The organism is Nostoc edaphicum CCNP1411 (assembly GCF_014023275.1).
GTDB lineage: Bacteria > Cyanobacteriota > Cyanobacteriia > Cyanobacteriales > Nostocaceae > Nostoc > Nostoc edaphicum_A.
The window spans coordinates 3,253,414-3,266,083 of sequence record NZ_CP054698.1 but is presented as its reverse complement, the minus strand read 5'-3'; the positions used below and the strand labels follow the sequence as shown (position 1 = coordinate 3,266,083).

The following is a 12,670-nucleotide window of genomic DNA, read 5'->3' as shown; positions in this document are numbered from 1 at the left end:
ACAAAAATGAATAAAGCAGGTGAAATTCGGGTAATAGCCTTGGGGCTAATTCGGGATGACGAACGCATATTTCTTTCTGAAGGCTACGATCCCGTCAAACAAGAAACATTTTATCGTGCTTTGGGCGGTGGGGTTGAATTTGGTGAAACCAGCCACGACGCTTTAAAACGGGAGTTTCAAGAAGAAATTCAAGCAGACTTAACTAATATTAAATATCTAGGTTGTATAGAGAACCTGTTTACATTTAATGGTAGGCAAGGTCATGAAATTATTCAGCTTTATCAATGTGACTTTGCTGATTCAAAATTTTATCAACTGGAAAATTTAATTTTTTCAGAATCAAAAAATCATAAGCATAGAGCTTTATGGATAGATATCTCTCGCTTTCAATCTGGAGAATTAAGATTAGTACCTGAGGTATTTTTTGAATATTTATAAATAATCAAATTATCTCTGGTTGCACTCTCGTCTGATTGAGTGCATTGCAATACTATTCGGGTTTTGCATTTTAAACTTAGAATTTGGTTTGGGAAAAGGTTAAAGGTTTTTTCCTTCCCCTTTTTCCCTTAACGGACAAGTATTGGGGTGCATTAGGGTTGTTAGGGTACGATCGCTCTCAATAGCAGAAATAATTGAGTATTTTTGTATTTGGAAGTCCTAATCAAATGCTGTACTTAGCCGTTCAAGTTGGGCTTCAATGGCTGCCAAAAGTTGGTGTTGCTGCCAATCTTGGCTAAGATGGGCGGCTATACAAGCTGCTCCAGCACCCATACCTTCTTTCACAAAGCCCTGCTCATAAGCTCTCAGTTGAGGATAACGAGAATTAGCAAAACTCAGATGAGTTCCCAATAGAGGAGGGGTTATTCCACTCTGAATGAAGCTGCTTTTTCCTAAGTTGAGAGCTAAGTCAACTGTAGCGCCAGTGGGGTCTTCTGCCACCCAGCGGGTTGTGCCCACAACTACTGCTTCTGGTTGCCATGATAAGGCGTAAGCTTGAGCGATCGCACTGATGAGCGCATAAACCGCCAGCATTTGCGTCCCACCAGCAAGCATTACACCACAACTACGACTAGCTGCGAGCGTCATCCCAGCTACCACCACTTGCATGGGATCACCTACAGCAGCAACAAGTTGTAAGGGGTTAACAGGGGAAGATAAAGGCAAAGTAAAATTTTCTCCCCCTGCTCCCCCTGCTCCCTCATCTCCCTCATCTCCCTCATCTCCCCCTGCTCCCTGCTCCCTGCTCCCCTTCATCTTCTCCAACCCAGCTTGCACTAGTGCAAATTTTTGTGCGTGGTTACAAACAGGGTGGCTACTGTTAACTTTTCCGGCAGCATCTATACCTAAACCAGTTAAGATTGCCAGGGCAGTTGTAGTGCCTCCAACGACACACTCACCGACAATCAGATACCCCTGTTGGATATTAGCAGCAAGGCGTTCTCCCCAAAGTAGCCCTTGTTCAAACAAGTGGTGTACCGTTGTGATTTCCATCGCAGCACCTCCACTTAAACACTTAGCAGGAGCGCCACCCAAATCAATTACTGGCACAGCAGGAGGCTGAGGTAAACCAGCATTAAATAAATGAACTGGTATCTTTAGCGATTCAAAGACAGCGCGAGAAATCAGCACAGGTGAAGCCCCAGCCGCTAATGGTGGTAGGGGATATTGGGCTTTATGTTCCGGGCCATAATACAAAAATTCGGCATCTGCACAAGCAGTATATTTCCGATCCTCTGGAGTGCGACCAGCCGCCGAAATTCCTGGAATTAAACCAGTTTCAGTAAATCCTAAAACACAAGCAAATACGGGTAGACAGCCACGATACCGTTGTAGCCATTCTTCACCCTGTTCTTTTTGGGTATAAATACAAATTTGGGCATTGGGCATTGGGCATTGGGCATTGGGCATGGGGCATTGCTGATTAGTTAAGACTGATCATTTAACCAAAAACTAATGACAAATGACAAATGACAAATGACAAATGACTATACCTCATAATCCATGAGGACTTGTACCCAGCGTGGTGGGCGGGGAATGGGGTTACCCAGACGGTCAAAAAGGAACCAGGCTGCTAGGTGTACCACAAAAAGGTAGATAAAGTTGTTGAGTAGAATTAGAGCGATCGCTCCCACTTGAATCAAAAACACGCTGGGACTCACTAACAAACTCAGCTTCAAAAATACCCACTCAATGAACTCAGTCACTTGGGTAATCACATAAATCCACAGGTCTTCACCCGACAAAATAGACAGCAACCACAGCCGAAAAAAAACTCCCAAAGTACCCAACAGCGTACCCAAGGTGATAGAAACAATCCAGGGAACACGACGACGATACCATGTCGCTCCCAAAAGCACGCCCATGAACCCATAGGGCATGACAAACAGCAAACTGCGGGCTGGCCCCATCAATACTGTCAGCAGTAACCCAGAAGTGAGTGCTGCCATCCAGGCTGCACGTTTGCCCCAACGCAGATAAACTAGAGCGATCGGCACCGGAAAAAATATCCGCAAAACTGGGCCCAAGGGAAAGTAGAAATTAATAAACCAAATTAGGCTAGCGGTACTGGCTAAAAATGCCGTTTCCACCATCCTCAAGGGCGCAACAGCCTTGATTTGAGGAGGCATTAACTGCTGTTCTTTGTCTAACCAATGATTCTGAGGAGTTGGAGATTCAGGCGATGGATCTTTCTCCGGCTCATCTGGCAGAGAATCTAAAATACTCATATCTGACAAGTTCTTAAACTGGGGATTGGGGATTGGGGACTGGTTCTACTGGGGATTGGGAAGATTTATATGGGGATTCATAGCCCAACCAAATCTTACTCATAATTTCTCCCCAGTACCCAGTACCCAGTCCCAGAGCGCCCATTCATCGCCAACTTTTCTTAGCTGTTCGCGTAGCGTCTCGTAGAGAAGTTGAGGAATCTTGGGCGCGATCGGTTAAACTATCATTCTTTCTAAGGCTGACAAATCGGGAATACAAATAGTATCTTGATCCCGTTTAATCAAGCCTTTTTTTTCTAGCCTTGTCAACACTCGTGTTACTGTTTCCCGCGCCAGTCCGCTCAAACTACTCAATTCCCGATGAGGTAAATTGGGTATTTCGGTTCCTGTCTGCCCTTTTTTTCCCTGTCCTTCTGCCAAAAATAGCAATGTATCTGCTACTCGTGACTGGCTATCAGATTCGCGCAACCGCAATCGGCGATTTACTTGCCGCAATCGTCGTGCCATGAGTTGCGCCAATCTAACCCCCGCCAAGGGTTCTATTTGAAGTAATTTGACAAAATCCTGAGCAGGCATACTGCCAATTACCGTCGGGGCTAAGGTAATCACATCTGTGGAACGAGGTACTTCATCTAGCGCCGCCATTTCACCAAATAATTCCCCTTTGCCAAGAATATTCAGTGTTACCTCTTTTCCTTCCAGATTGTAGGTGCGGATTTTTACCCAACCGTCCATAATAAAATACACAGACCCCCCCCAGTCATTTTCCAGCAGAATTACCTGATTGGCTGGGTGAGTGCGGGTGACAAGATGGATGAGGGCTGATTCCACAGCGGGTTCTGGCAACCCTTGAAAAAAGGGAGCGGAGGTGATCATCCAGGGATTAGCCTGTGCTTGCAAGCTATATCGGTCTTCCATTACCACATTTTTATTGAAGCTGCTATATAAACACAACAAACAAGAGCGCCATTTTTAGCCTAAGCCATCATTGCACAGCTCCCTTTCAAAGAGAAAACTAAACTATGCTACATAAGAAAGCGACAAGAACGTTTTTCTAAATAATCTTTACCTATAAGTTTAAACGGGGTAAAAGTTTTGCAAAAAGTAGTTTATAGCCGGCGGTTGTATTGCTTAAGGGCTAGCTGCACTGCAAACTCGATTAGTTAAGAATATAGGCAAACAACATCAATGATACTAAAGGGAGTAAATTATTGCTCAGGTATTTTAGCGATTTCCAAAAATAGGCAACCAATGACCTGCAAGACTAAGCTTCTCACACAAACGCTGACTGAAGATTGCCACGACTCCCAGTAATCCATAACATAATGACAGTCACAAGTTCAAGTAGCGGCTTTTGCCACTCAAAATTTCTCCTATGGTCGATGCTGCGTATAGCAAAATACCCATAGGGTACGGTGATTGTAAGGTAATCGTCACATTAGTTGACATAATTTTCTACGTAAGGTAATAAAAGTGACTTCCAGTGCAGATGAAATTCAAAAGTTGATTGCAGACATTGACAACTTGCTTGCCAGCGGTGGCAAGCGCCTGTCTAGATTTCTGTCTGGTCAGGCGCAAGAGCCTAAAGAAGTTTTAGAAAGAATTCGGGACTTCTTGGTGAAGTTGCAAGAAAAAGAAGCATTAGAGAGCGGCATCCCAAATCAGTCTTCTGAAGAACCGCGTTCGCCCTTGGTAACAAAATTTATTGATCGTGATTATAACCAGTATTCCTTGCCGCAGATTGAACCCAGTCAAGAACAGAATACTGTTGGCGTCGGACAATTAAAAAATGAATTTTCGAGATTGATTCAGCCGTTGCGATCGGAATTAGAATCGCTTTTGCAAGAGCGAGCCACTCTCATACAGGAAATTCGACAGTTAGAACAAAAGCGTTTGCAAAACTACTCCCTAGCGCAACAGTTGACAAACCAGGAGCAGATGATTACCGAGTTTTTACAGGTACTCATGAGTCGTCTTGTGCCAACTTTAACGCCACTGGTAGGACAGACGGGGGAAAATTCCGCCAGTTCTTCAAGAGCATCTAATCACACAAACTCTGCAACTCAAACTTTTTTAGAATCACCAGATAGTGTGGAGCGATTAACCCATCTAGCCAGGGAGTTGGATCAACGCCTATTATCCCTAGATGGGACGGTGAATGTAGTCTTTGAGGCACTACAGCGCAACATTAATACTTATTACGAATCCCTCTCGCAAGCATTAGCAAGAATGCATAGCAAGGGGATGCAAGGCGAGCAGCTGATGGCCAGCTTTCTCAATAATTTGACCCAGCATTTGCAGCAAGAATCCCCTAGTTCTCAGTTATCTTTTTTGGGGGTAGAATCTGAGACACTATCTTCACCAGCATCATTAGTTGAACCAACCGCGATCGCTGCTGAAGTTGCGCCCCAACCCTTGGAGCTTATACAGCCAGAAACTTCATCTCCACTCACTATTATTTCTGAGGAACAGGAGACTACCCTCACAGAAGATTTAGATGCAGTGCTGTTGCAGCTTGGTTTAGACTCGTCTGAATCTTCTGAAACCCCGACCGAATTATCGCAAGATATTTCTGCATTAATTGGTGATGAAGTAGACCAACTTTACGCCAGTTTATTCGGCGTTGGTGATGTTAGTAATCCAAGCCTCGATATTGCCACAAATGACTTATCTACCTCTACAGCCTCTCCATCACCGTTGAATATTGCTGAGGCTCCACCTGTTCCTCCAACTGTGGATTCTGCGGTTGTGACACCAGAGACGAGCCAAGAGACTGAGACTTTAGGAGAAACCACAGATTCATCATCAGAACCACAGGAAGAACTATTTTTTGAAGAAGAGACTAACCTAGACTCGCCTCTTAGCTTCTCTACCCCACAAACAGACAGTTTCCCGGTGCAACTCGACACTCAGCCAGCTAGTGTTGATACAATTAATACCCTAACTGACCTATTGCCTGATACTGATAGTGAGCAACAACTGCTGGAAGTAACATCTTCTGTGGAAGATGTCACAACTACAGCACCAGTTACTCCAGAAGTAACAGAAATTGAGTTGGCAAAGCCTGCTGTTAGCTTAGTGTCTGTCTACGACACGCCGCGCGATCGCAAAGAAGATATTGCCACATCGGAAGCATTAATTCGCGATGATCAGCCAGAACCGTCTTCAGATAACTACATTGCTGCTTCACCACAAGAAAACTTGCTTTCTATTGAGTCAAACCAGGCTCCAGCCGTACCTGATATTTCTTTAGATGAAGAACAGTTGCAGCAATTAGATCGGGATTTGGCTAATTTTGATCAGCAGCTAAATTCTGAGTCGCAGCCAGCTACTAACCTGGATCTTTTCTCGGAACTACTTGATAACATTCAAGACACAATCCCCACAACTTCCCCTGAAAATCTCCAAGTAGTAGAGAATACCTCAACTGCTGCTTTACCCAGTTTGGCAGTTCCCCTGGTAGAAACTGAAAAAAAAAAGGAAGTCACAACTCCTGTTCAAGAAACTTCTTTACCATCAATTTCCAACTCCATAAATAATCCAGAAGTTTCGCCCAATGTTCTAAAATCAGTCTGGTATTTAGGAATTGATTTAGGTACAACAGGAATTTCCGCCGCATTGTTAAATCGCTCGACTTTTGTTGTACATCCTATCTATTGGTCGGCAGAAAATCCGCCGGGAACAAGTTCATTCCAGCAATCGTTTCGTTTACCAACAGAGGTTTATCTGCCTACAGCTTCTATACCTCACGGTGAAAACGAAAGTGTAGAAACACATGAACAGTCGGCACCTGCGGCTGTTGCCCAAGATAAAGATCGCTCGGCCACCACTTCTGCAACACCGAGAGCAACAGCAGATTCGACAACAAACAATCTCTACTCGGCCCAGTTGAAACCCTATTTACAAGTAGCCATTCCCTACAAGAGTGAACGACAAAAATGGGAACCTGTTTTGCAATTAAATGAATTTTCGGCAGGGCCTTTGATTTGGGTTGTGCGATCGCTCTCTAAGCTACTATTAACCCTCAAATCCGAAAAAACAAGTACCACCCCTAGTTTAGTGGCTGCGGCTGTTGGAATCAGCGAACAAAATTTTCCCAAGATTATCAATAATATTGCTGGTGTAATTTGCACCTGTCCATCTAGTTGCTCGGAACAATACCGCTTTAACGTGCGGGAAGCTTTACTCACTAGCAAACTTATCCAACATCCACAGCAAGTCTTTTTTGTCGAAGAAGCGATCGCTAGTTTACTCCCAGAACTTGATGCTGCTAACGGTGAGCAAATAAAATTAAGCGATACTCAAGGTTCTCATCCAGCCAAAACCAGCGAACATCCCATTGTTGGCAACACCCTTGTGATTAACATTGGGACAACTGCCACAGAAATGTTGCTGGTGAATGTACCAGAAAGCTTGCAGCAATTGACATACAATGATTTCATGCTCCACAGTTTTGCTTATGCTGGCAAGGGAATTGAGCAAGATATTATTTGCCAGCTGCTATTGCCACCGAAATCTCGGCAATCACGCTCAGAAACACCAAGCGATAGCAAAACTACCACGAGTAATCCTTGGCAATGGCAACCCTCAATTCCTGGTTTAGACCAAATGCGTTGGCAGACTTTAGGGTTAGAAGAATTAGAATTACCCAGAGTCGGAGAGCCAGATATCACCGCTCGGATTCGCCTCCAGCAGCGTCTAGAAAGTTCTCTTCTAGGACAGGCGGTATTAGATGCGGCACTAGCCTTAAAGCTGATTTTGCAACACCAAGACTCTTTTACTCTGGAATTAGCCGATCAGCGGTGGATTTTGCAGCGACGAGACTTAGAAAGCCAGGTATTTATCCCCTTTGTACGCCGCCTAAACCGAGAACTCAACAAGTTATTGGTAGCTCGTGGCATTCCTACAGAATCCATTAATCAAGCGATCCTGACTGGTGGGGTGGCTTGTGTCGGGACGGTGAACCGCTGGCTACGGCAAAAACTCCCCAGTGCCAAGATTATGCAAGATTTATATCTCGGCGAAAACGGCGCTCCTAATTGCAGTCGGGTTGCTTATGGTTTGGCGATGCTGCCTCTGCATCCCCAAATATTAGATATACCCAGGCAACAATACACTGATTATTTCTTGTTTACAGAATTGCTACGGTTGTTACCAGAGCGATCCTTATCTTTCGGTGAAGTTATCCAGTTATTTGAGGGGCGCGGGATTAATACTCGCACTTGTCAGCAACGCCTGCTGGCTTTTTTGGAAGGTGAATTGCCTTCCGGTTTGATACCTTCAGTCACAGAATCAACCTGGCTCACCCAGAGTTCGCAAGAAAATCCTGACTATCAGGCGATCGCCATAGCACCACTTTTTGAAAAACAAGGGAGTCTCACTTATCGTCCCAATTCCCAACAACTGTTGTCTTTGCGTCGCTATCTAAATGCAATCAAGGCTAGTAATCAGCAATCACTTGAGGAACCATACACGGTGAATTTTGCCTTAGAGGTTCATCATTGAGACTAGTACCTGGACTTTGGACTAAAAGGCTAGAGAAAAGCAGTCAGTGTTACTGCTGACTGCCGTAAAGTCAATGAAAGTAATCGATAAATCATTGACGTGATGATCCTGACACAACTAGAAAAATTCCGCCAAGCTATCTACGATAGTTTGGGGAAGGCCAAAGATGCAGTATTTGAATTGATGGATGCAGTATTAACAAGTCCGAGTATCCCATCATTTGTAAGCTTGTCACAAAGCCCAGTATTTCGACGGCAATGGTCGAGCATTTATGCAGCACTGCATGATAGTCGCCCACCGAAGAGGAAGTTGATGAAACTGCTGGTACAGGAGGTAGCGACGGATGAACAGCCATTTCTAGCAGGGGATCATAGTTTTTGGGCAAGACCAGAAGCGAAGACACTAAAAGAAAGAACTTTTCATGGGGACTCCAGGGGAAGTATAGGCATCGGACAAAGTTACAGCACGCTAGCGTGGATACCAGAGGCGGATGGGAGTTGGGCATTGCCGTTGAAACATGAACGGCTCACCAGCTTTGAAACGCCAAACAGTAAAGCAGCATTCCAACTTAAACAAATCACTCGTGAGTTAGGAAAAAGGCCGCTTGCCGCTTATGACCGAGGTTATGGCAACGCCAAGTTTGTCCAAGCTACGGAGAAAATTGACGCAGACCTGTTGTTACGTTTAGCATCTAACCGATGTGTATGGGGTACACCCAGTACTTACAAAGGACGAGGCGCACCTTGTAAACATGGTCATAAGTTTAAGCTCAATGACCCGGAAACTTGGCCTGTGGCAACTGAAACTCTAGAAGTTGAAGACCCGAAAATTGGTCGAGTTAAAGTAATGCGTTGGAGTGGGTTTCATTTTCTTCAATCCCCAAACCGGGCAATGGAAATTATTCGCGTCGAGGTCATCAAACCAGTAGGACGTAATCGTAAGTTCCAACCCTTATGGCTAGCTTGGTTGGGTCAGACAATGCCTGCATTAGAGGATCTCTGGCACAAATACTTACGCCGTTTTGCCCTTGAGCATTGGTATCTATTTGCGAAGCAGAGGTTGTATTGGACACACCCTCAACTTAGTTCTACTCAGGCAGCAGAGCGATGGAGTGACCTGATGCCCCTGTTAACTTGGCAACTCTGGCTAGCTAGAGTTGCCTGTATCGACTCCCCCATTGCCTTGGCAATCGAATCAGGATACACTGTCTCCAGGACGTGTGGCACAAGCCTTTCCACTAATTTTAGCCGCAATTGGTACTCCTGCTCAACCCCCTAAAACTCGCGGTAAATCACCTGGTCGCGCCCAAGGGCATCAGCCACCTCTACGTCCCCGTTATCCCACTGTCAAAAAACACGCATCTAAAAAACCTAAAACCGAAGAATCACTTAAAAATGCTAATCTAACTGCTGCTTAGTTTCTGCTTTTTTTCAACGATTCAACTCAACTCAGCCTCTGAAAGATGTTGGGTAACTTTCTCTTAGCTTCTATTTATTGCCGCTAAATGCCAATTAGTCCAAACTCAAGAAGTTCTATCCGCGATGGTTGGTATTTTAAGCATTCTGGTAGTCCCATCCTTTTTGGGGATGGGGATTTCCCTTAGTCCTTGATGTTTCCAATTTCCACTATTCATTTTCAGTAGTTCTTCAAGGTTGAAGCGTTCTTCAAATGAGAGCGATTTCTTCCCATCAATACCAGCCGTCTTTTTGCCAGCGTTTAGCTGAGATACAAGTCTAATTGCAAGAAATCGAGCCGAGGTAGATTTTAGAATAAGCTTTTGGAGCGACCGAGCTTTCCGCTTGTCTCCAACAAGAACCGCTTTAAATACGCGCTTTTGAAGGCGGAAAAGATTTCGGCGGAATTTCTTCCACGGTAAAGCTCTCCAAGATTCACTAGTTTTGTAACTGTGTCTAATCATTTTCTCTTCTAGAGTTTGTATTTTCTGAACACCTCAGACCAATTACGGTCTGTCCTGCCCGAATTGTGGGGATTCCTCCGCTCGTCTGGGCTACTTGGGGAACGAAAGCCCCTAGACCCACAACTCGTTTTTATTCGTTCCCTCGGAGAGATTGATTGTTCCGTTAGATGTAGCCATTTCAACTACTGGATTCCCTGGACTCTTGCCGTTGTTAAGTACATACTCGGCGGGAATTATCTCCAGTGAGGTCAGGGGTTTTTTGTTACGCCTTGCCTTTCCATAAGTTGCTTTTCTAGGCTCTGTTTCATCATAGGAACTCCCTATTAGCGCCAGTGTCAACCCGCAACGGTCGTCTGATTGCGCCCTGTTCCCAGCTTCACTCTACAAGAACCGAGCTTGTTCGGTGTGGGCAGATAAGGAGTCAATTCTGAGTCTGAATGGCAAGGCTTACACTTGCATCTGACCGAGAGTTCAGCCTTTTGGTGACAGTAATCTGCTGTCGGGCTGGATTAGTTATTTACGGACTGATTGCCGTGATTCACTAATCAACGAATCGCACGTACTTCAGGAAAGTAACTGTTTGGATGTGTACCGTAGTAGGATCTCTTTTATTGATGGAGAAAAATACTGTAGATTTACAATCTCTCACTTTAATTGAAAGATTCTGTAAATTTTGGTTTTTTGGTTTTTTTATTGGTTAAAATCTGTGTATATTAACACTCAGTAGTGGCGACAATCAACAGTAATAAAAATCGCCTAAAAATCATGTCCATGTCTACACTACTGATGCAAAAATTCCTGTTATAAAATAAGTTAGCCCTCGTGAATAATCTTTATCTTTATTCAGTTAATTGTTCGCAACAGCCTTCACACCCGTCAACTTTAAGTGTGAGAAAACGATTAATTGACATTATTGGAGCCATTGTAGGGCTGATTATTACATTTATGGTAGCAATTCCTGTGGCAATTGCTACCTCTATTCATGAGCCAAGTCCAATATTCTATTCCCAAATTCGGTGTGGTTTGAACGGAAAAACTTTCCGCATTTGGAAATTCCGTTCCATGATCGTCGATGCTGATAAACTCAAGCATTTGGTTGAAAACCAAGCTAAAGGTCACATCTTTAAATCCGTTGACGATCCTCGCATTACTCGTGTGGGTAAATTTTTGCGGCGTACTAGCTTGGACGAATTACCCCAATTTTGGAATGTTTTATTAGGGGATATGAGTTTAGTTGGTACTCGTCCACCGACTCTTGATGAAGTTAGCCATTACGATCCACACCACTGGGATAGATTGCGAGTCAAACCAGGCATTACCGGAGAATGGCAGGCTAATGGACGTTCCAGCATCACAGACTTTGAAACCATTGTCAAGATGGATATAGATTATCAGCGCAAGTGGTCTGTAACTTATGACCTGAGTCTGATTGTTAAAACTATCTGGGTGGTATTTAAAAAGACTGGTGCTTATTGAATTGGGGATTGGGGATTGGGCAAAGTTTTTTCTCCCCTGCTCCCTGCCTCCTTCCCCCTGCCTCCTGCCCCCTGCCTCCTGCCCCCCTGCCTCCTGCCCCCTACCCCCTTCAACCCTTGACGCCGCTACCGGTTTCCGTAGGTACAATATAACGTTGTAAAAACAGAAATAGTAATAAGACTGGGGCGATCGCAATTACTGAGCCAGCAGCTACCAAACGCCAGTCAAGGGAAAATGTCCCTGCTAGCTTCGCGACGCCCAAAGGAAGAGTGTATAAACTTTCGTCTTGGATGACAATTAAAGGCCACAAAAAGTCACTCCAAGCACCAATAAATACGAAAATAGCTAAAGTTACTAGTGCAGGGCGAACTGCTGGTAACATAATATGCCACCACAAACCTAATTCTGAACTGCCGTCCATCCGAGCCGCTTCTTCGATTTCTTTGGGGACACCCATAAAAGCTTGGCGCAACAGAAAAATCCCAAATGCAGAAGCTAAACTTGGAAAAATCATCCCTAAATAAGTATTTCTCAAACCCAACTGGACTGTCAAAATATAGAGGGGAATCATCACGATTTGGAAGGGAATCATAATCGTAGAGACGATCGCCACAAAAATCCAGTCTCGCCCCACAAACGACAATCTTGCCAACGGATAGGCGGCTAAAGCGCAAAACAGCAGATTTAAACCCACAGTCAGCACTGACACCAAAGTACTGTTATACAGATATTGTCCAAAAGGTAGAGAGTTCCACACACTAAAGAAGTTATTTAGTGTTGGTTGACTAGGCAACAACTGTGGCGGTGACTGAAAAATATTTTCAGTAGGCGATTTTAAGGCTGTACTAATTAGCCATAGTAAAGGAAAGAGCATCACCAGTGCGATCGCTCCCAATAGCGCATACATTAGCAGAATCTGCGATCGTGATTTTTTCCAGTTCAGCATTTGATTAATAACTTTCCTAGTTCTCTAAATATTTATTACAACTTGCTTTCAATATTTTGCACTTGATCAAATATTTGGTGGATGCTCACCCATTTTCAC

7 protein-coding genes and 2 pseudogenes are annotated in these 12,670 nt (G+C 44.3%); 4 read left to right on the top strand and 5 right to left on the bottom strand.

What is annotated here, in order from left to right; translation table 11 throughout:
* The first annotated feature begins 6 nt into the window (after positions 1 to 6).
* Positions 7 to 438, top strand: coding sequence for an NUDIX hydrolase (locus tag HUN01_RS16140; protein ID WP_181932121.1), 432 nt, complete (start codon positions 7 to 9; stop codon positions 436 to 438).
* Positions 439 to 657: 219 nt separating this feature from the next.
* Here HUN01_RS16140 and HUN01_RS16135 read toward each other — a convergent pair whose 3' ends face one another.
* From HUN01_RS16135 to HUN01_RS16125, 3 genes are all read right to left on the bottom strand, one after another.
* On the bottom strand, positions 658 to 1,887 hold the full coding sequence (locus HUN01_RS16135; RefSeq protein ID WP_181932710.1) for a nicotinate-nucleotide--dimethylbenzimidazole phosphoribosyltransferase: 1,230 nt from the start codon (positions 1,885 to 1,887) through the stop codon (positions 658 to 660).
* A gap of 98 nt (positions 1,888 to 1,985) precedes the next feature.
* Positions 1,986 to 2,726 carry a DUF2232 domain-containing protein gene (locus HUN01_RS16130; RefSeq protein WP_069070830.1) on the bottom strand — a complete coding sequence of 247 codons (741 nt, stop codon included), beginning with the start codon at positions 2,724 to 2,726 and terminating at the stop codon, positions 1,986 to 1,988.
* 216 nt (positions 2,727 to 2,942) lie between these two features.
* The gene (locus tag HUN01_RS16125; protein WP_012409873.1) at positions 2,943 to 3,644 is read right to left on the bottom strand and encodes a Crp/Fnr family transcriptional regulator; all 702 of its coding nucleotides are present in this window, start codon (positions 3,642 to 3,644) and stop codon (positions 2,943 to 2,945) included.
* 555 nt (positions 3,645 to 4,199) lie between these two features.
* Here HUN01_RS16125 and HUN01_RS16120 point away from each other — a divergent pair.
* Entirely contained in the window at positions 4,200 to 8,231 is a 4,032-nt protein-coding gene (locus HUN01_RS16120; RefSeq protein WP_181932120.1) for a hypothetical protein, read from the top strand.
* Positions 8,232 to 8,333: 102 nt separating this feature from the next.
* Positions 8,334 to 9,648, top strand: a pseudogene (locus HUN01_RS16115) (NF041680 family putative transposase).
* A 114-nt stretch (positions 9,649 to 9,762) separates the two neighbouring features.
* Here the strand turns inward: HUN01_RS16115 and HUN01_RS16110 are convergent.
* Positions 9,763 to 10,149: pseudogene (locus HUN01_RS16110) on the bottom strand (reverse transcriptase N-terminal domain-containing protein); the annotation flags it as partial.
* Between the two features lie 822 nt (positions 10,150 to 10,971).
* Between HUN01_RS16110 and HUN01_RS16105 the strand changes: the two are divergent.
* On the top strand, positions 10,972 to 11,625 hold the full coding sequence (locus HUN01_RS16105) for a sugar transferase (RefSeq protein ID WP_181932119.1): 654 nt from the start codon (positions 10,972 to 10,974) through the stop codon (positions 11,623 to 11,625).
* A 109-nt stretch (positions 11,626 to 11,734) separates the two neighbouring features.
* On the opposite strand, the gene HUN01_RS16100 is transcribed toward HUN01_RS16105, so the two are convergent.
* Positions 11,735 to 12,571, bottom strand: coding sequence for a carbohydrate ABC transporter permease (locus tag HUN01_RS16100; protein WP_181932118.1), 837 nt, complete (start codon positions 12,569 to 12,571; stop codon positions 11,735 to 11,737).
* Positions 12,572 to 12,670 lie beyond the last annotated feature (99 nt).

Excerpts from the sequence above, each read along its gene's own strand:
- HUN01_RS16140 (WP_181932121.1), top strand. The coding sequence starts at position 7 with ATGAATAAAGCAGGTGAAATTCGGGTAATAGCCTTGGGGCTAATTCGG.
- HUN01_RS16125 (WP_012409873.1), bottom strand. The coding sequence starts at position 3,644 with ATGGAAGACCGATATAGCTTGCAAGCACAGGCTAATCCCTGGATGATC.
- HUN01_RS16135 (WP_181932710.1), bottom strand. The coding sequence starts at position 1,887 with ATGCCCAATGCCCAAATTTGTATTTATACCCAAAAAGAACAGGGTGAA.
- HUN01_RS16100 (WP_181932118.1), bottom strand. The coding sequence starts at position 12,571 with ATGCTGAACTGGAAAAAATCACGATCGCAGATTCTGCTAATGTATGCG.
- HUN01_RS16130 (WP_069070830.1), bottom strand. The coding sequence starts at position 2,726 with ATGAGTATTTTAGATTCTCTGCCAGATGAGCCGGAGAAAGATCCATCG.